Here is a 19,232-nt window from a genome sequence, read left to right as displayed (position 1 = left end):
AAGTAAGGGCTTGTTGAAAAAGGCTGATAAGACGCATCCACCGTCCCCGCGTCATGCTTATCAACCGTATGCGAGACGGTGATATTGTTTCAACGGTAGGAACGCATGTGGGAAGCCGCGTGCTTTATCTCCCCAGCGAATATCCGCGCGGCATAGCGGGAGTGGTCTTGAGTGGGACAGCCATGTGGGTTACTAGGAGAGCAGGACCCGCAGTCAAGGCAGCGGACCGTATAGCTGCCCATACGGTAGGCTATAAGTTAGCACAACATAGTATAAGTTATTTTTATGAGGAGGGATTCATTTGTTAGTTGATTCTAAGACCCACAGTAAAAGCGGTAACGAAAGAGTTGACATGCAGCCTGTCGGTATGAATGCCGCTCTATTTTGGTGGCTGATCGAGCAGACCAAAGAAGAAGCCGGCGGCGATCAGGATATACATGAGGAACTGCTGATTAAAGCGCTCAGCCAGCTTTCTGACCAGGATATCGGTATCTTTTACGCCATCTATCGCTTCTATCATCAATTGGCAGACCGCTCCAAGCTCATTACGGCTGCCGCAATTATCGACGGCTTTTTGACTGACGACGGTTTTGAATACTTTCGGCCCTGGCTGATCGGCGAAGGCGAAAGGACATACAAAAGCGCCCTAGCAAACCCGGATAATCTGGCTGAGGTGGCAAATCCGGATGAATTCGCTGACTTTGAATGCCTGATGGCAGTCCCCATGTGGGCTTTGCTGCGAAAACAAGGGAAGGGCAAAGACGATGATGAGGCCTATGAGGCCTATGATGATATCTGGGAACAAATGGAAACTTATGGGCTTGATGAACAGCAAATCGCCGAATGCCAAGATGGCATTGTGCTTGACCCGGATATCGACAATGCCATCTTTGGCTGGGCAAGCAATGATCGCGACCAGGCGCACTATCAAGCCATGAGGCAAGAAGCTTTCCCCCGTTTGCTTGCCAAATGTGATGACGATAGCGATGATGACAGTGAGCAGGACGAGGTGCTGCCGGTAAGCGGAGCAGTTAACCATACTGATGCTGCCAAGCAACGAGACTTTAGCAAAGATGAAATTACCCAAGGCATTCTGGCAGGCCGGCTAACCTATGTCAAAGAGGAAATTTGGCAATTTAGACCGCTCACCTTGTGGGATGGACAACTGCAAATGCATATCCCGGCTTGGTTTGTGCCGTGGACTGAGCAAGAGCAGGATTTTGACCAGCCAACTTGTATTTATGGTGATCAACACCGCTCAGCGAATTGTGGGTTTACCTTGTACCCGCCGCTGCGAAGAGGGCAGGATATCGATGAATTCACAGAAGGCATAAAGTGGGTTGTAACCATGGACAGAACTGAGCTTACCTGGTTAAACAGCGACAGCCAGGAACCGTGTAGTGACCAGCTCCGTCTGTTTGAATTTACTGCTGTTGACTCTAATAACACAAGAACTTACAACCTGGTGTTTGTTCTGCCGGTAGGGAAAAAGCGCAAGCTCTGCATTGGCACCTTCACCTGCCACCACTCGACGCTAGACGCCTGGCGGCCTATTGTAAAAGGGATGCTCAATACCCTGCAATAATGAAGCACTAGTAGAAAGGAAGCGAAAGGATGCACAAGATGAAGTGTTGGGAAGTGTTAGGCATTGAGCCAACCGGTAATATTCGGCTAATCAAACAAGCGTATGCCAGTAAACTCAAAGTATTTCATCCGGAGGAGGATCCGGACGAGTTTAGCAAGCTGCAGGAGGCTTATCGGCAGGCGTTGAGCCAGGCGGAAACGGCAGCAGTGCGGGAGGTATACGGGGAGCCGGTTCGGCAGCTCTTCTGGCAACAGTTGCGGCAGGCGCGATGGGCGGACGCGCCGTCTTTGCCCCGGGAGCCGGCGGCAGGCCGGTTCATGGAGCTATTGACATCGCTGTGCGCCGATGCGGCGCGGCGCAGCGATCCTGGCGAATGGCAGCGGCTGCTCAAGGGAGAAGAATGGTCGCTAAGCCTGGCTCCTGAGCTGCATGACGAGGTGCTGCGCTTGCTAAAGGAACAGCTACCCTTGCCCTATGAGGCATGGACAGGCTGTAATGAGTTGTTTGCCTGGATCGAGCCAGATAAGCTGGACGAGCTGTTTGATAATGATGAGCTGATAGCGATGCTTGAGTATGGCGGCAACTGGCTAAGCTCCCGGGTTCGCGGCGATGTGCCGCTGGGCGTCCGGGTATGCGATGCACTGCTGAGCCGGGGCAGGCAGTATACGGCTATGAGAAATACCAAGAAAGCGATTGCGTGCTATGACCGGATTGTCGCTTTGTTTGGCGAGGTAGATGCGTTTCGGTACAAGGTCGTCCAAGCGGCGGCAGACCGGCTGCTATGCGTGAAAAAGCTGGGCGACCCAGACAGAGAAGGTGAGGCCAGGGAGGAACTGTGGCAGATTATGTGCAGGGCGGAGCTGCGGCCGGGAAGTGACTGGCGGGCACGTATGTCGGTGGCTGAAGACTGGCTCGCCTATATCCTGGGTATGCGTGATGCGGAGGCCGATCCGGCGGAGATCATCAGTCTGTGTGACGAGCTCCTCGCTTTGTTTGATGCGGCGGAGAATCCGGTTATTTTAGCGCGGGTACTCTTTAATAAGGGTGTCTGCTATCATCTGCGGGGAGACGACGAGCGGGAGGCGGTTGCTTACGATGAGCTGCTCCGCCGGTTTGAAAACACCAAATATCCTGATGTGCAGTTGTATGTAGCCAGAGCGTTGTATAATCGAGGCTGCATTGATGAAAGGAAGGGGGATGAGCAAGAGGCCATTGAATTCTACACTCGAGTCATTGACCGGTTTTTGGAGAGCATCAAGCAAGGCTTAGGGAGCAAAGAGCAGGGCATTGCCGAAATGGTCGTAGATGCGATGGGTAATCTGTCGGTTTTGTATGCCAGCTTGGGGCGGATGGAAGAGGCGATAGCTCTGAATGAACAGGCGATCGAGTGGTTCGGCAAGAGCGAACACACCGAGATTCGCGCCACGGTTTCCTCCATCATAGTCAATCAGGGCAGGAATTATACCGAACTGGAGAAAACAGAGCAAGCGCTGGCCGCCTACAATCAGGTAATTGATAAATTTCTTAAAAGCAAGCATGAAACCATCCGGCTTAATGTTGCCTGGGCGCTGAGGAACAAGGCCCTTTGCTGTGCCGATCTTGACCGGCTGGAGGAGGCGATAGCCGCCGGCAGTCAGGCGGCGGAGCAGTTTGAGAACAGTAAGGATGGGCAAATCCTGTGGGTGGTCTCCTTGGCGCTTGGCACGATGGCTACCCATTATGAAAAGCTGGAGCGGTGGGGGGAGGCAATCGCCGCCTGCGACCGTCTGATCAACAAGTTTGCTGGCACTGACAGATTGCCGACCGCCCCTCCCTCGCCTGACGATGAGGAAGAGGACATCTTGCTGGAGGTCGCCCGGGCCATGTGCAATAAGTCGCTGTATTGCGATAAAGCGAAGCAGCCGGAAGCTGGCATTGCCGTCGGCAATCTGGCGATAGAGTGGTTTATTGAGAGTGATAATGAGCAAATCCGCAAGTTGGTCATCCTGACAATGGAGAGACTGGCAGGCCACTACATAGTGCTCTCCCAATGGCAGGAGGCAATAGCCGTCTGTAAACAGGCGGAGAGCTGGTTTGGCGATAGCGATAACGAAGAAATTCGTGCGTTCCTTGCTGATATTTGGTTACGCCAGGGGGACTGCTATTATGAAGTGGGCTGGTATAAGGATGCTGATGCCGCCTATAATAAAGCGTCGAAAGGGCATAGGCGGGCGACTGCTCATTATGTGAAGGAAGCCTGGCGAATGGTGAAGGAAGGGTGGAGATCGCTTTGGTGAGGCTATTAGGATATAGGAGGCAACATACATGACGATACTGGGAATTGATTTAGGAACAACCAACAGCCTCGCCTGCTACTGGGACGGCGACAAGCCAGTGCTGATTTCAAATGCGCTGGGCAGTGTGCTGACCCCTTCGGTGGTCAGTCTGGGCGAGGACGGGCAAATTCTTGTCGGGCAGATTGCCAAGGAGCGATTGGTGACGCATCCGCAGCTGTCAGCCGCTACCTTCAAGCGCTATATGGGCAGCCGCAGGGAGCTGCACCTGGGAATTCGCCCCTTTTTGCCGGAAGAGCTCTCGTCCTTTGTTATCCGGTCTTTAAAGCAGGACGCGGAGGCTTTTTTAGGGAAAGAGGTCACCGAAGCAGTCATCAGTGTGCCCGCCTATTTCAATGACGCCCAGCGGCGAGCCACCAAGCGGGCCGGCGAGCTGGCCGGCCTGAAGATAGAACGGCTGATCATTATGGCAAACCGGTAAAACTGGAAGGGACGAACAAAGCGCCGTGCCCGCAGCCGGAAGAAGTGCCAGCCGAGGAAGCGGAAGCAGACGAAGAAAATAAAATGACAGCCGAAGACTGGGCGGAACTGGGACTTGCCGTGGCCGGGTTTATACCGTCGCTAACCATAAGCACGGCAGCGGCGATCGGCGAGGCCGGACTGGCGGTAAAGCAGGGCGATTACTTAGGCGCAGGAATATCGTTATTGGGAGGCATACCTTTTGTTGGCGGCTTTGTAAGGGTTGCCAAGATAGTGAAAAAAGGCAAGATTGCCAGAAAGATACTTAAGGTACTCAACGCCGGCAAAAAGGCAACAAAGCTTAAGAATGTCAGGCGTTTGCCTTGCATAAAGCCGGGAGTGCTGTCGCCTGAGGCAGCGGAACGGCTTAGAGAGTGGTCAAGATTTGGCGACAGATTAGTAAAGGTAAAAGAAAAAACGGAAGGATGATGTACCGATGAAAAAAGTGTTAATGCTAACATTAGTCCTGTTGTTGGCATTCTCCAATCTAGTTTTTGCTGCGCCCAGTGAGTCGGAAGTTATAGCTTCATTTAAGAGCTATGTGGACAAGGAAGTCAAAAAGGCATTGGTTAGCTATGAAACGAATAATCAGATGATTTTTATAATAGATAGGCCACAACCACCTGATTGGCTAAAACCGCCATTTTGGCGCATAGTACACTTTACACTTAATGGCGAGTACGATATTGATCTTCGCAAGAACGATTCTTTGATTAGACCATATATTGGAATACTAAAAATTGATAAAGTCAACTATTATGAGGATTTTTCCAGCAAAGAAGCAGCTGAACAATGTGTTTCACCCAAATATCGGGATACCAAACACTATACATTTAGCATTGCCTATCAGGAGGATAAATGGGTAGTCACTAAAGTAGAGTTGCAATATAACGGCGAACTGAAAACAAACAGCATTTATGATGTATTGAAGATTGAGCCTAAAGTGGGTTATCTGCATTAGGTATTCTTAGCGAGGAAATGGAAGGGAAGATGTCTATGAAAAAAGTGTTACTGTTAACCTTAGTTCTAGTATTGGCATTCTCCAACCTAGCCTTTGCTGCGCCAAGTGAGGCTGAAGCCGTAGATTCATTTAAGGAGTATGTTAGGACGGAGGTTGATAAGGCTCTTGCTACCTATGAAGCAAAGAATCAGCAGATTTTTGAGTTTAATAAAAGAAAGCCGCCTGTCTGGAAGAGAATCCACTATACGCTCAGTCCTGATTACACCATTGATCTTCGGAAAAATGATTCCTTGATTAACCCGTATATTGGGAAACTGGAAATTGCCAAAATCAGCTATTATGAAGAATTTGCCACTCAGGAAGAAGCCGAAAAATGCACCTCCCCTAAGCATGAGGACACCGAGCGCTACATATTTATCCTGGCTTATCAGGATGAGAAATGGGTAGTTACCAATGTGGTGTTAAAATATAGTGGCGAAGTGAAGTTGATGGGAATTTATGATAAATTGAAGAATAAATACTGGTAGTGTGGGGGTAATATCATGGATACTGAATTCGAATTCGAAGCAAGGGGACGGTTCTATTGCTCCTGTTGTTTTTTTATGCTAAAATTAATTTAAAAAAGATAGTGGAGTGAAATGTGATGCCGAGATGCGCACGAGAGAAAAGTGAAAGTGGTATCTATCATGTTATGGTTCGAGGAATAAATCGTCAGGATATATTTCATGATGAAGAAGACTATTCACGTATTTACAAGCAATAAATCGTGCTAAAAGTATAGGTAAATTTGAAATATACAGTTACTGCCTAATGAGTAATCATGTTCATTTGTTGTTGCATGAAAAAGAAGAAACGATGTCATCCGTTATGAAGCGAATAGGGGTAAGCTATGCGTGGTGGTATAACAAGAAATATGACCGAGCAGGGCACGTGTTTCAGGATCGATATAAAAGCGAAGCTGTAGAAACTGATGAATACTTGTTAAGTGTATTACGATATATACATAAGAATCCAGTAAAAGCAGAAATGGTAGTAAAGCCAGAGGAATATAAATGGAGCAGTTGTGAGACCTATTATAATCAATCGGAATATCCAGGAGAATTGACTAATACTGCATTTATACTAGGAATATTCGCAGAGAATGAAAAGTCTGCGAGAAATAAATTTAAGGAGTACATGAAGCAAGAAAATAGTGATAATAAGTTTCTTGAAATAGAGATAAAATTGAAAAAGAAAAGCGATGAAAGTATATATAAAGAGATACAAATGATACTTAAGGGACAATCTTTAGCAGAATTACAGGCTATGGCAAAGCCTAGGCGAGATGAGGTCTTAAGGCAAATGAAAAATATAGGAGGGGCAACACAACGGCAAATAGCAAGAATTACTGGCATACATCAAAGTATTATTTTTAAGGCATAACATATCTTAGAAGCAGACGAACCGTCCCGTCGCTTCCTTGCATGTTGAGGCTTCTCAAAAAGAAACTGTTAACTCTATAATTGAAATATGGGATACGGAAACGTGGGAGATGACAAAAATTATCAAAGGACCTCTTGGGACAGGGGGAGGTAACCTAACGTACAGCCCGGACGGGCGATATCTGGCAATGGTTGGAAGAGAGAAAGACAATAGTTGCATTTGCATTTGGGACGTGTCTACAGGCAATTTGCATAAAGTTTTGGCGCAAGAAAAAGAGTTAAACCTTCATAGCGAGGAAGTAACTCCTTATGCTTTGCCAAATGTTATCTTTAGCCCGGATGGCAGACATCTTGCTGCCGCTGTTCGTCTTGATGAAGCCAGGTTTATTAAAATATGGGATGTTACTACTTGGAAATTAGTGGGCATCCTGCCCTTGCGATATGGCGTTTACGAAAATGCCATGGCTTACAGTCCGGATGGCAGTTATCTAGCTGTTATTGACGAGAGTTCTGTAAAAGTCTGGAATACAAGGAATCATCTATTAGCCGGAACCTTGCCGCATCCCGAAAAGTATTTGAGAAGAGGCATAGCCTATAGTCCTGATGGGCGCTATATAGCAGCAGGGGGAGAAAAATATATTAAGATATGGGATGTCTCCGAATATGATTTAGGAAAGTTTAGGTGGAAATCCCGGAGTGACGAGTGATTTTTTTGTTGGGCAGGGAAGCCCGCGACGACGATACTGGAAGGAGTCTGCTAGGAGCGGCTGACGAAGTATAACGAAAAAAACATCGCTGATACGGCGTTTCCTAAAGAGAATTTGATTGGCGATGAAGCTTTCGCTCCATCGCCAATTGTAGTTATCGGATAAACCTAAATTTACAAAAAATGAAACTACAATTTTTGAAGAATACCAGTAATGGGTTTGTCGCAAATTGTAGTTTTTTGCTATTTTAATTACAATTATGTAAAAAAGTATATATATTTAATAAAATTTGTTAAAATATATACCTTTTAGCAGAGGAAATGATTATTGAAATGTATTATCCTAACGGTAATGGTTGAATCTGGTAAGGAATATGTTGGAAATAAAGGGGAATTTTCAAAGAGGGAGGAAAAGTGATTCTACCAAAAAGGCTGAAGAGGAGCAATAACGTGAGGAAATATATCGGTAGTATTTTTATAATCATTTGTTTACTAAGCTTTACTAGTGTAGCCGGAGCAGCGCAAAACAGCAATGCCCAGAAAGAGCAGGAAGCTGCCTGGGAGGCGGCTCTGAACGTTCAGATTGCAGGGCCTGCGAAGATCAGCTTGCTCGATCAAGCCCAGATTCAGATCCCTGAGCACTATGCATTTATTCCCCAACCTGAGGCCAGCCGAGTCATGAAGAGTATGGGAAACGGAGACTGCCCTGAAATGGTTGGTTTCATCATATCGGATAAAGAAAATGAGGACTGGATCGTAACCATTGACTATACAAAATCCGGTTATATCAAAGATGATGATGCTAAAGCATGGGATGCAGAAGAACTATTAACCAGTCTCAAAGAAGGGACGAAAGAAAACAATAAAGAGCGAAAAGAAAAAGGGCTTTCCGAAATGACCGTGACCGGGTGGGTAGAAAAACCTCAATATGATGCCGCTCGTCATTATCTTGTCTGGTCCATAGAACTTAAGACAAGAGGGGAAAGGGAGAGAACAATCAATTACAATACCTATGCTCTTGGTCGGGAAGGATATTTGACACTTACCTTAGTTACGGATTTAAAAAATATTGGAGCAGAGAAATCAGTAGCACAAAACTTGCTGGCAGCTACAGAATTTGTGCCTGGAAAGCGGTATGAAGAATTTAATTCTGTAACAGATCATATTGCTGAATATGGTTTGGCAGCCTTAATTACGGGCGTGGCAGCTAAGAAGCTGGGAGTGCTGGCTATGATTGCTGCTTTTGGTGCTAAGTTCATAAAGCTCATTGTAATCGGTGTGGGAGCACTAGGCGTATTGGTCGTGAAATATTTTAGAAAAAAGAAAAATGAAAAGGATAATGAGACGTCAGGAACGATGGAAGAGTAATTCTGTGGTGAAATCCACCAATATAGATATGTCTTCCCACTTGGCAAGAAATGCAAGATGGAAGAATATTGGTGGATTCAAATAAGCCAAAAGAGGTGTCTGCATGTTAAAAGCAATACAGGAAAGAGAATTTAGTTTTAGTGATGTGGTAGCCAAAGGGTGGCTAATCTATTCTCAGCAATTTAAAGCCATTGTCATGATTACACTGATTGTGTATATCCCTATCAATATCATTCTGTATATGGTGGTTGGATACATGAACAGTTTTCAGGATTTTATGAACGTAATCAAAATCCTGGAAGGATTATTCGGTGTGATTGCAATGATGGGGATCGCCGTGGTTGTTGATCATGCAATTCAAAACAATGATAACCTGCCGATTAGTTGGGGGGCAGCGCTAGGCAAAGCTTTCTCCCGATGGGGCAGTTGTTTAACAACCAGTATCCTAGGCGGGATTATCATTTTAGGGCTGACTTTTTTACTGATCATACCTGGTGTAATCTGGTCTATATACTATATTTTTATTGTACAAATTGTTGCCTTACGCGAACTGGGCGGAAAAACAGCTCTTAATTATAGTAAATCACTAGTCAAAGGACGCTGGTGGAAAACCTTTGGCATCGTGTTTGTCCTTGCTTCAATTAATGGAGGAATTGGTCTTGGAATCGGTTATCTATCCACCTCCTTGCCTGGTAGTATCAGCATCATTACCGATACCCTGATCGACATCATTGCTGCATTTTATACCGTTGCTACGACCATTCTGTTCCTCAATCTGGATTACGTGAGTGTTGAACCTAGAAAAACAGAAATTACGCTTGATCTGTAGGCTAACAATGCTATTCATAAATAAGGTATAAGCGAGGAGGTAGAGTTCATGACCAGGGAATATATGGACGAGAAAATCCTGAAAATTAGGCAGCAAACAGAAGAAGAATGGGTAGTTACCAAAGTGGAGTATCACAATTACGTTGAAGAGATAACGAGTATTTACGATCGTTTAAAAAATGATTAATAGCACCTAAAATGTGTTTTCCATACGTCGGTACTTTTCTTTGTTGCCTTTTGGGAAACCAAACCCTAAAAATGGCCTGATAGCCCCGAAGCATGCACTCCTCTTAAAATAGTAACCGGTCAATCTTGCCGTGCAGAAGCGAGTGTTTCAGTCCATCGAGTTCCATTGCTTCCCGAGTAAAAGACTACGTTTTTTGTCTGACCGACAAAAACGTAGTCTTTTACTTTTTAGAAGTATACTAAAAATTAGCATATTTAGTGAAAAATGTCGATATCTACACCTTTTAGGGGAGGTAATGATTCCCAAAATGGTTTATCCTAACAGTAAGCATAAGAAAAAGAGAGAAAAATGGGGTAATGAAATGGGAAACTAGCAGATACCGAAGATAGAAATTTACCAATAAAGGGGAATGCGGATTGAAATGAAAATAAGAGTAGTTCTAATTTGTATTTGTATGAGCCTATTGTTAACGGCTTGTTCAAATATATCAAATAACTTGAGCAATAGCAGCACAAAGGGAGATGATATAAAGAAGTTTAATTCCTATATCGAACTTTTAAATTTTAAACAGGGCTGGTTAAGCGGTGTTGCTAAGTTCTATTTTAATGAATTTGGTACAGGCGAAGAAATAAATATAAAAAAAGAATTTAGCGGTTTTATATTGTTTCCGACGGCGGAAAGAGAAGGGGAAAAAAGTCTTTATGGGTTTCATAAGGAGCGCCACACCAAGCTGCCACGCAAATATCAGGCGGATAGACCTAGCTATGGAGAAATTGATGCTAAAATGTTAACGTTATGCGATAAGACAGATGCATTTATTGAGCTATATTTTAAAGATGTTACTTTATATTATGCCGATAAAGAGTATGAAAAGGACAATTTTGCCAAAGGACGTGAACTTCATAAAAAGATGGTTTTAAGTTATAGAGAGTTGTTAGAGGCAGCTGATGATTTCTCAACTGCATTTTATCCAAAAATAGTTGAACATGAAGGCGCAGAATTACCTGGTCTTAAGAAAAAAGGATTTAACATACACTATTATGCACTAAGTGTATTATTAAGCGGGAGAGAAATAAGCCATATGTTTGATACGTTAGAAAGCGGAGGAAAAGACTTCTTAGAGGCTGATTTGGCACAATATGAAGAAGTGTACAATAAATTCAACTCAAATGTATCAGAATTGAAAAAGATCTATAAAGACAAAGATCAACTGAAAAAAGAGGGGTATTCGGCAGACCAAGTCCCATTTTTAATCCAATTTGTAAACACTACCGAAGGAATGCAAACAGCGGCGACAGACACCCTGAACATGATTAAAGCAGGGACTACTGAGGTTAAAAATGAAAATACCGGAAAATTTACCACTGGCGGACGCAGCTACCCTGTAGGCGAATTCAGACGCCGCTTGGGGCAGCTTGTTGATGAATATAATAATAGTATATCTGAATAAGAGAATCAAATAACTTAAGTTATATGCAATGAAATCATCATATTGTACGGAGGAGATAAAAATGGATTCTGAAACAACTAATCAAAATGGGGTACTGGAAATAGAGCGTCGATCATTAAACGAGGCTACAATTCAGTCATATAAACAGGAAATGAGAGAAAAGCAAAATATTTACAAAGGTATTATAGGGGGAGGTATCGCAGCTCTTGTTGGGGCTATTACATGGGCAGTGATTACGGAGATGACCGGCTATCAGATAGGCTGGATGGCTGTGGGTGTGGGCCTTCTCGTTGGCTATAGTGTAAGAATAATGGGCAAAGGCGTTGATATGGTTTTTGGCGTGGTTGGTGCAATTTTGGCATTAATAGGATGTCTCGGAGGAAATATTCTTACCGTGGCTTTTGATATTTCTAGCAATCATGGTACTCCCATACTATCTGTAATTTCCCAAATGAATGTTCAAGTCTTGATAAATATAATAGAAAAAACATTTAGCCCTATGGACTTACTTTTTTATGGGCTAGCAATTTATGAAGGCTTTAAGTATTCTATAATTCAAATCGAAGTGAAAGAAAAGAAAGACTAGTGAGTTAGAGGCTCAAGATTGTAAATTTACATCTACGGAAACTATTACATGGTGTAAAACCGCTACCGAGATCAATCCAAAATACATCATCAACGTTCAAAAAATAATTCCTTGATATCGCCTTATATTAACTTTTGGTATAGCCAGTTGTTTTTTGATGACTAAATCGATAGATTTCTGTTGATTTCCTTTAAAAATGCTGGGAATCTATACCTTTTAGCAGAGGCAATGATTCGCAAAATGTTTTATCCTAGATAAAGGAAGCAGCTGAGGCTTGTTTAATTTAGCAAAAAAAATAAAAAGAGGTGTTATTCAATTGGATTTAAGAACTTTTTTTCGTAAGGCAGTGCTGGGAACAGGGACTTTGACTCTTTGTTTTTCACTGGCTACAGGTTTGTTTCATCCAACAAAAACTGAAGCCATTAATATTGGTAAACTCGGAGGCACAGTGATTAGTACTGCTAAGCAACAAGACGAGATAAAAAAATCTCTTGACTACTATGAAAATGATGGACGAAATGAACTTTTTGAACAACTTAAAGCATCGGAAGGTGTTAACGAAGACCCTGATTTTAATGCAACACTTGCCAGCATTATGACAAAACTGACAAGCACGATTGCTAAAACTGAGCCGTCAATACAAGACAAGCCATACAATTATTTTATCAACCCCCAAACGGCATTCAATGCGTTTTGCAGCCTGGGACATAATGTTTCTGTCAATGTTGGCGTATTTTCTTTTTTCGATAATAACGAAGATAAGATAGCAGCTGTTGTTGCCCACGAACTGGTCCACGGACAAAAGAATCATCCAATAAATGGTGCTAAAAAGAAATTGACAGTCGATTTTGTCCAAAAGGTTGCTGGTTCACAAATGAGTGGCGGCAGCAAATTAGCTGTTGATGTAGTGGCTACCAATACCAAGGCGGTTGGCATAACCAAGCCGAATGAATGGGAATCTGACAATATCGCTTTTTCCTATATCACTGATGCTGGTTACAATCCCGGCGCTCCGGCAGCAGTATGGCAGCGTGTAATCGACAAAATGAGCAGTGGCGGATCAAAAGGTCTTTTTGATGATGTTCTAAATCCTTCCACCCATCCAGGGGAAAAAGAAAGACGTGATAATTATTCTAAAAAGTTGACCGAGTACAGCAATAAGAAAGTCACTGTCAATGCTGCTACTGGTGAAATCAAAATAAACAACAAATCCTTTATGAAACCAGCTGCTTTCGCCAATATGAGTGGGATTGAACGCAGCTATTTGATCGCTGGCAATCTGGCTGCCGCTTATCATAATAATGAATCTCTCGCGCAAGCTCATAATGACGATGGTGTAATAAGACTTGGCGAGCAAGCGATCGTACAGCCTTGCCCTGCTGATACAGGCGCAGATGAACTTGTAAGAATTTTAAATGAAATAAAATAAAACGTTTTTTACGCATTTTTTAAGACCACTTACATAGAAGAGTAGAGGGGCTGCTGCACTATTTTTTTAGTGTGGTAGCCCTTTTATGTGTGGGGTTGCAATAATCTTCCGTCTATAGTGTAGTAACCTGGATGGTACGTTACTCTACCGTTTTTTATTAGATGTACATATCTGCCATCAGGAGTTAGGCCTTTTAATGTACGACTAAGATAAATAGAACTCTTAGGGATGTGGCCTATGCATGCATTCGTAGTATTTGGTGAATTTGTCAAACAACCACAGACAGTGCTAAGCATTTAGAATCCTCCTTATCAATATCGGATTTTAATAATAAAAATAATTAAGATGGTTCTATTCGCATAATGTATTGTACGAGAGTAGTGCCAAGAATATAACTCTTTTTACTCGAGGGAGTTCAAAATTTGAAAAATTTAGAGCAAACATAATTCACATAAAGAACCCATTATTCATGTTACCTTTTTTATCTTGACAATCGGTACTAATGCAAATAATGGGTACAGACGGTTATTTTTTGTTATTTATTCAACCTATTTTAAAGATCTATACCTTTTAGAAGAGGTAATAATTTTTCAAATGAGTTATTCTAACAGTAAGGATGATTATTTGTCCGTCTATTCTTAGTCTTTAGATTAATATGTTTGCTGATAAATAGTATAGAGCTATTTATAAAGTTGAAAAATTTAAAATAAATGTACTACATAATGGGAGGACAGTAGTTTGGATGCTAAATTTATTAACCCTTTTCTAAGTGCTTTTATAGGCGTGGTGCCTAAAGTCGGATTTACAAACATTGTCAGAGGGAAAATCTTTACGAAAGAACAATTTGTTGATAGTCTAGGTGTTAGTATACAAGTTGGTATGAGCAGTCAAAGTGATGGAAATATCATTTTTAATATGACCGAGCAGACGGCTAAAACCATTTCTTCAGTGATGTTAAGGCGAGTAACGATGGATACGATTGATGAGATGGCTGAAAGTGCAATTTGTGAGCTGGTCAACATGATTGTTTCTCATGCATCTACGTCTTTAAATCAGATTGGATTTACCGTAAAAATCAATCCTCCCTCATTTCTTCAAGGGAATGGGAAAGTTGCAGTTTGTAATAGTACGTATATTGCGGTTGAAATGATTGTAGACAATTGCCCCATAGAAATGGCCATCGGCCTTAATGCTGGATAAATAGCAATAAAACAGAGCAAAGCAATCTCCTAACAAGTAGGGGATTGCTTCGCTCTGTTCGCAGGTCCTTACTCTAAGAAGGACAAAGCGTATTACATGTTAAAGATGTAACACAATAGAATTGTGTTACAACATTAATATAAATACGCTTTTTTCTAGATAAATCCTTTTTTTCTTACAAATTCTATAATAATTTACAAATATTTTTAAAAAATATGACGAATATTGTAATTATTCAAATTAACTCAATAATTTAATGTGTAGGATTGCAATTCACTAAGGGGAATTATCAAGGTTTTCTATTCTTTATGATAAAACAATCCCCTTATACTGTTAGTATTTATTAGATTTACATAAAAGCTGGTAATGTAACACAATTCTATTATGTTACATTATCGGCTTTGTCTATATGCTTTTTTAGGTCATTTCCTGTGTACATAGTATGAAAGTGAAGTCCTAAATGCCATTTTTATATTACATTCATCATCTGCAAAGAAATGGGGGTGATTGGTCAAGGTACTATCCAAATGCATATTACTGGTGATTCCTAAAGAGTTACTATCACCAGGCTATGCTGCAAAATTTGAGTGACGAAATATTATTATTTGTAAAGTGAGGCTCATCTTATGAAAGTAACCAGTATTCAAACTAGATTTTTAATTATGTTGCTTCCCTTATTTATTTTATCATTTGGAATATTATCTAGTGTTAGTTATTATTTATCAAATAAATTTTTGATTCATAGTGTAAATGAAACGGCGGCTTCAATTGGGACGGATTATGCTAATAAAATACAATTTGACTTACAAGAAAAGCTGATTCGCTTAGATGATCTTGCCAATACCCAGCGTATTAAGAATGGTACGAATAAAGCAGAAATTGTTCAAGCTATGGCAGAAACACAAAAGCGTATAGGCGATTTTGATGCGATTTTTTTTATTTCACTAAACGGTTCGGGGATTCGTTCAGACAACTCTACAGGTCAATATAATAACCGGGAATATTTTCAAAAGGTACTTACTACTCAAAAATCCGTTATTTCAGACCCCTTAGTCTCTAATACAACAGGCAAACTATCCGTAGTTTTAGCTACACCTGTTTTTAATAATGGTCAGTTGGCAGGGGTTCTGGGAGGGACATATTCACTAGACAGACTTACAGAGTTAGTAAAAGGTATAACGTTTAAGGAAACTGGTTATGGATTTTTGACGGATCATTTAGGAACCGTCATTGCATACCCTAGGAACCCAGAAATGATAGGCAAACTAAAATTAAACGAAAAACAAATTAATCCTCAACTGAATTTGCCGACAAAAGAATTAGACGATCGCTTAATTTCCTTGTTTAAAACCGTAAATGAAACAGGTACGCAGATGGAGGGATCTTATAGTTTTGTTGATAGTATTACAAAGATGGGAGTTTTTACGCCTGTTCCATTGCCCGATGGATCTAAATGGATTATGACAGTGGCAGCGCCAAAAGCGGAAGTAAACAAAGAAATTACTACTTTGGCGTATATGATGATTGTCATTTCAATTGTAAGTATTATTATTGCCATCTTATTTATCATATTCTTGAGTAAGCGTTTTGCAAAACCCATTCAGATCATTCGAGATGAATGTTTGATACTAACAGATGGGGATCTTAGTGAACAAGAGATTCAAGTCTTTTCCCATGATGAAATTGGTCAATTAGCAAAAGGCTTTCGAGATATGCGAGGCAATTTACGTGTTTTGGTTACCAATGTAAAATCTCAGGCGGAGCATGTAGCGGCTTCTAGTGAAGAGCTAACGGCCAGTGCAAATCATTCAGCAGATGCTGCTAATCAAATAGCGGGCTCCATTACTGATATTGCACACGGTACGGAAAAACAGGCAAATTCGGCGGATCGTATTGCTGCTGTAGCACGACAAATGTCGACTAACACGGAACAGATATTAACAACAACCCAAGGCGTATCTGAAATTGCCACACATGCATCCCAAGAGGCTGAAAAAGGAAAACAGTCTGTAGAGCAAGCAATTGTTCAAATGCAAGATATTAGCCACGGTTCGGCAGCGGTACAAAGTGCAATTACGGAGCTTGCTGCAGGATCGCAAGAAATTAGTGAAATGGTAAATCTGATCTCAACAATCGCCAGCCAAACGAATCTATTAGCATTAAATGCTGCCATTGAAGCTGCAAGGGCTGGGGAGCATGGACGAGGCTTTGCTGTGGTAGCAGAAGAGGTTCGAAAGCTGGCAGAGCAGTCTAATCAAGCCACGCAGCAGATTGGGGCCGTAATTCAGAAGAATCAGATCAATATGGAGCAGGCTGTTGCTGCTTCTCAATCTGGTTTGGAACGGGTAAAAGATGGAATTGTCGTTATTAACTCCGCGGGAGAAATGTTTACTATCATCGTGGAGTCCATTATTCAATTTTCCGAGCAGATAAAAGAAATATCCGAGGCCATTCAACAGATTGTTGATGGCAGTCAGACCTTGGTAGGATCGATTCACGAAATCGAGATTGTAAGCAAAGAGAATGCGGCAGAAACCCAGACTATTTCCGCTGCAACACAAGAGCAATCTGCATCCATGCAGGAAATTGCTTCTGCCAGTCACAGTTTAGCCTCTTTGGCCAGTACGCTGCAAGAGGGGGTTGCAAAATTCCGAGTCTAATTCCGAATATGTAAAAGATAAGAATCCCTAAGGTAAACAAGTCTCAACCCTAGATAAAAAGTACTTTATGTAAATCATAAAATACTTCTATCTAGGGTTGAGACGTTTATTTTGAAATATTAGCACTAACAATATAATATAGCATGATTCATCCACGTATTCATTGGAAAGATTGATTTAAAAGATGTTATACTATATGGAGAATTATAACAGGCCAACAACAATTTGATTGTAGCCTCGTCGATTAAAGGAGATTTTTCAGATGTTCATTTTAAAGAAGTTTATTCAATATTATAAGCCCTATCAGTTCTTATTCTATACGGATATGGTTTGTGCATTAACCATGTCCATGATTGATCTTGCATTTCCGCAAATTTTAAACCTCCTTACCAAAGGTTTATTTACCCAAAGTTCAGCCGAGATTTTGCATGGGATTGGTTTTGTTGGTGGGGGTTTAATTGTGATGTACCTCATTCGCTATGGCTGCCAATACTATATTACCTCTTGGGGACATGTAATGGGTGCTCGAATGGAGAGCGATATGAGACAGGATTTATTCGACCATTTGCAACGTCTTCCATTTTCCTATTACGATAAAAACAATACAGGGGAAATGATGTCCAAACTGGTTTCAGATTTGTTTGATATCTCAGAACTGGCACACCATGGACCGGAAAACTTATTTATTTCCATATTAAAGATAATTGGTTCTTTTGCACTGCTGATGCTGATTCATGTAAAAATGACACTAATTCTCCTATGTGTTACGATGATCATGGTAGTTTTCAGTGTTTATCAAAACCGAAAGTTGAAGGCTATCTTCATGGATAATCGGAAGAAGATTGCCAATGTGAACTCTCGGGTACAAGATAGTCTCTCCGGTATTCGTGTAGTCAAATCCTTTGCCAATGAGGAGATCGAAAGCGAAAAGTTTAAAAGCAGCAACGTTGAGTTTTTAGATTCTAAAGAAACTGGTTACAAAATAATGGGCAGTTTTCATGCAGGAAACAATTTCTTTGAAGGATTGCTTTATGTGACAGTACTGGTCTTTGGAGGCGTCTTTATTGCCAATGGTACGATGCAGCTCACGGACCTGGCGGTTTATGCTCTATACATTGGCATCTTTATTAATCCTCTTGATGTACTTATTAATTTTACCGAACAGTTTCAAAAAGGCTACGCTGGTTTTAAGCGTTTTGTTGATGTACTGCAAACGGAGCCGGAAATTGTGGATAAAGAGGATGCAATATCTCTTACCAATGTACGTGGTGAGATCGCTTTCAAGGATGTTTCTTTTTATTATGACAAAACTACTGAAGTGCTGGAAAAGGTGACAATATCGATAGAAGCTGGAAAAACCGTAGCTTTGGTCGGTCCATCCGGAGGAGGTAAGACGACCCTTTGTTCTTTGCTGCCCCGTTTTTACGATGTGACAGAAGGTTCTGTGACAATTGACGGCAAGGATGTTTGTGACGTTACACTAAAGTCCCTGCGAAGTAACATCGGAATTGTCCAACAGGACGTGTATATGTTTGCTGGCAGTGTGCGGGACAATATCTCTTATGGCAAGCCTAAGGCTGCTGAGGAGGAAATTATTAAAGCAGCCAAGAATGCCAACATTCACGATTTTATTATGAGTCTTGATTATGGCTATGACACCTATGTAGGAGAACGAGGAGTTCGTCTTTCCGGTGGACAGAAGCAGCGCCTGGCGATTGCACGTGTCTTTTTAAAGAATCCTAAAATTTTAATTTTGGATGAGGCTACTTCCGCTTTAGATAATGAGAGCGAGCGTCATATTCAAGCATCATTAGAGCAGCTTTCCAAGGATCGAACGACCATTGTCATTGCCCACAGGTTAAGCACAATACGAAATGCGGATGAAATTATTGTGATTAATGATCGGGGCATTCAGGAACGGGGAAATCATGAAACGCTGCTGCTGCAAGATGGACTTTATGCCAAGTATTATAATATGCAGTTCGAAGGATTAGAGGAGCTAAACAAATAAGTTAGCATGAAAGGGAAGATCAGCGTAATGTTCATAGGGGTTAACATA

18 protein-coding genes are annotated in these 19,232 nt (G+C 41.9%); all 18 read left to right on the top strand.

Going from position 1 to position 19,232, the window contains the following annotated elements; translation table 11 throughout:
- Positions 1-301: 301 nt before the first annotated feature.
- The 18 genes from LMF89_RS00170 (at position 302) to LMF89_RS00090 (ending at position 19,184) form a co-directional block, all read left to right on the top strand.
- Positions 302-1,585 (top strand): DUF4240 domain-containing protein, encoded by a 1,284-nt coding sequence (locus LMF89_RS00170; protein ID WP_229533322.1) that lies wholly within the window; start codon positions 302-304, stop codon positions 1,583-1,585.
- A gap of 29 nt (positions 1,586-1,614) precedes the next feature.
- The gene (locus LMF89_RS00165; RefSeq protein ID WP_229533321.1) at positions 1,615-3,861 is read left to right on the top strand and encodes a J domain-containing protein; all 2,247 of its coding nucleotides are present in this window, start codon (positions 1,615-1,617) and stop codon (positions 3,859-3,861) included.
- A 28-nt stretch (positions 3,862-3,889) separates the two neighbouring features.
- On the top strand, positions 3,890-4,339 hold the full coding sequence (locus tag LMF89_RS00160) for an Hsp70 family protein (RefSeq protein WP_304622588.1): 450 nt from the start codon (positions 3,890-3,892) through the stop codon (positions 4,337-4,339).
- Between the two features lie 44 nt (positions 4,340-4,383).
- Positions 4,384-4,806 (top strand): hypothetical protein, encoded by a 423-nt coding sequence (locus LMF89_RS00155; RefSeq protein ID WP_229533320.1) that lies wholly within the window; start codon positions 4,384-4,386, stop codon positions 4,804-4,806.
- A 7-nt stretch (positions 4,807-4,813) separates the two neighbouring features.
- Positions 4,814-5,338 carry a hypothetical protein gene (locus tag LMF89_RS00150; protein WP_229533319.1) on the top strand — a complete coding sequence of 175 codons (525 nt, stop codon included), beginning with the start codon at positions 4,814-4,816 and terminating at the stop codon, positions 5,336-5,338.
- A gap of 35 nt (positions 5,339-5,373) precedes the next feature.
- Entirely contained in the window at positions 5,374-5,865 is a 492-nt protein-coding gene (locus LMF89_RS00145; RefSeq protein WP_229533318.1) for a hypothetical protein, read from the top strand.
- Positions 5,866-5,978: 113 nt separating this feature from the next.
- The gene (locus tag LMF89_RS25595) at positions 5,979-6,101 is read left to right on the top strand and encodes a hypothetical protein (protein ID WP_255710832.1); all 123 of its coding nucleotides are present in this window, start codon (positions 5,979-5,981) and stop codon (positions 6,099-6,101) included.
- Between the two features lie 47 nt (positions 6,102-6,148).
- The gene (locus tag LMF89_RS00140) at positions 6,149-6,760 is read left to right on the top strand and encodes a transposase (protein ID WP_229533317.1); all 612 of its coding nucleotides are present in this window, start codon (positions 6,149-6,151) and stop codon (positions 6,758-6,760) included.
- Between the two features lie 109 nt (positions 6,761-6,869).
- Complete coding sequence (locus LMF89_RS00135; RefSeq protein WP_229533316.1) at positions 6,870-7,466, top strand: WD40 repeat domain-containing protein; 597 nt, start codon at positions 6,870-6,872, stop codon at positions 7,464-7,466.
- 449 nt (positions 7,467-7,915) lie between these two features.
- A complete protein-coding gene (locus LMF89_RS00130; protein ID WP_229533315.1) occupies positions 7,916-8,833 on the top strand; it encodes a DUF2167 domain-containing protein in 918 nt (305 codons plus the stop codon).
- A 103-nt stretch (positions 8,834-8,936) separates the two neighbouring features.
- A complete protein-coding gene (locus LMF89_RS00125; RefSeq protein ID WP_229533314.1) occupies positions 8,937-9,662 on the top strand; it encodes a hypothetical protein in 726 nt (241 codons plus the stop codon).
- A gap of 48 nt (positions 9,663-9,710) precedes the next feature.
- Positions 9,711-9,848, top strand: a complete 138-nt coding sequence (locus tag LMF89_RS00120; RefSeq protein ID WP_229533313.1) for a hypothetical protein — start codon at positions 9,711-9,713, stop codon at positions 9,846-9,848.
- Between the two features lie 421 nt (positions 9,849-10,269).
- Complete coding sequence (locus LMF89_RS00115; protein WP_229533312.1) at positions 10,270-11,298, top strand: DUF3829 domain-containing protein; 1,029 nt, start codon at positions 10,270-10,272, stop codon at positions 11,296-11,298.
- Positions 11,299-11,359: 61 nt separating this feature from the next.
- Positions 11,360-11,884: a hypothetical protein gene (locus LMF89_RS00110; protein WP_229533311.1), complete on the top strand. Its 525-nt coding sequence runs from the start codon at positions 11,360-11,362 to the stop codon at positions 11,882-11,884.
- Positions 11,885-12,200: 316 nt separating this feature from the next.
- Entirely contained in the window at positions 12,201-13,313 is a 1,113-nt protein-coding gene (locus LMF89_RS00105) for a M48 family metallopeptidase (RefSeq protein ID WP_229533310.1), read from the top strand.
- Between the two features lie 738 nt (positions 13,314-14,051).
- Complete coding sequence (locus tag LMF89_RS00100) at positions 14,052-14,513, top strand: chemotaxis protein CheX (RefSeq protein WP_229533309.1); 462 nt, start codon at positions 14,052-14,054, stop codon at positions 14,511-14,513.
- Between the two features lie 626 nt (positions 14,514-15,139).
- On the top strand, positions 15,140-17,173 hold the full coding sequence (locus LMF89_RS00095; protein WP_229533308.1) for a methyl-accepting chemotaxis protein: 2,034 nt from the start codon (positions 15,140-15,142) through the stop codon (positions 17,171-17,173).
- Between the two features lie 262 nt (positions 17,174-17,435).
- Positions 17,436-19,184 carry an ABC transporter ATP-binding protein gene (locus tag LMF89_RS00090; RefSeq protein ID WP_229533307.1) on the top strand — a complete coding sequence of 583 codons (1,749 nt, stop codon included), beginning with the start codon at positions 17,436-17,438 and terminating at the stop codon, positions 19,182-19,184.
- Positions 19,185-19,232: the final 48 nt, after the last annotated feature.

Origin of the sequence: Pelosinus baikalensis, assembly GCF_020819555.1 — a bacterium.
In the GTDB taxonomy this organism is placed as follows: Bacteria; Bacillota; Negativicutes; order DSM-13327; family DSM-13327; genus Pelosinus; species Pelosinus baikalensis.
The sequence above is the reverse complement of the archived record's forward strand: the minus strand, read 5'-3'. Positions and strand labels throughout refer to the sequence as shown.

What these genes read in the sequence shown, in the direction of transcription:
- LMF89_RS00150 (WP_229533319.1), top strand. Translation starts at nt 4,814, where the DNA reads ATGAAAAAAGTGTTAATGCTAACATTAGTCCTGTTGTTGGCATTCTCC.
- LMF89_RS00090 (WP_229533307.1), top strand. Translation starts at nt 17,436, where the DNA reads ATGTTCATTTTAAAGAAGTTTATTCAATATTATAAGCCCTATCAGTTC.
- LMF89_RS00125 (WP_229533314.1), top strand. Translation starts at nt 8,937, where the DNA reads ATGTTAAAAGCAATACAGGAAAGAGAATTTAGTTTTAGTGATGTGGTA.
- LMF89_RS00095 (WP_229533308.1), top strand. Translation starts at nt 15,140, where the DNA reads ATGAAAGTAACCAGTATTCAAACTAGATTTTTAATTATGTTGCTTCCC.
- LMF89_RS00140 (WP_229533317.1), top strand. Translation starts at nt 6,149, where the DNA reads ATGAGTAATCATGTTCATTTGTTGTTGCATGAAAAAGAAGAAACGATG.
- LMF89_RS00115 (WP_229533312.1), top strand. Translation starts at nt 10,270, where the DNA reads ATGAAAATAAGAGTAGTTCTAATTTGTATTTGTATGAGCCTATTGTTA.
- LMF89_RS00165 (WP_229533321.1), top strand. Translation starts at nt 1,615, where the DNA reads ATGCACAAGATGAAGTGTTGGGAAGTGTTAGGCATTGAGCCAACCGGT.
- LMF89_RS00120 (WP_229533313.1), top strand. Translation starts at nt 9,711, where the DNA reads ATGACCAGGGAATATATGGACGAGAAAATCCTGAAAATTAGGCAGCAA.
- LMF89_RS00135 (WP_229533316.1), top strand. Translation starts at nt 6,870, where the DNA reads ATGACAAAAATTATCAAAGGACCTCTTGGGACAGGGGGAGGTAACCTA.
- LMF89_RS00160 (WP_304622588.1), top strand. Translation starts at nt 3,890, where the DNA reads ATGACGATACTGGGAATTGATTTAGGAACAACCAACAGCCTCGCCTGC.
- LMF89_RS00110 (WP_229533311.1), top strand. Translation starts at nt 11,360, where the DNA reads ATGGATTCTGAAACAACTAATCAAAATGGGGTACTGGAAATAGAGCGT.
- LMF89_RS00145 (WP_229533318.1), top strand. Translation starts at nt 5,374, where the DNA reads ATGAAAAAAGTGTTACTGTTAACCTTAGTTCTAGTATTGGCATTCTCC.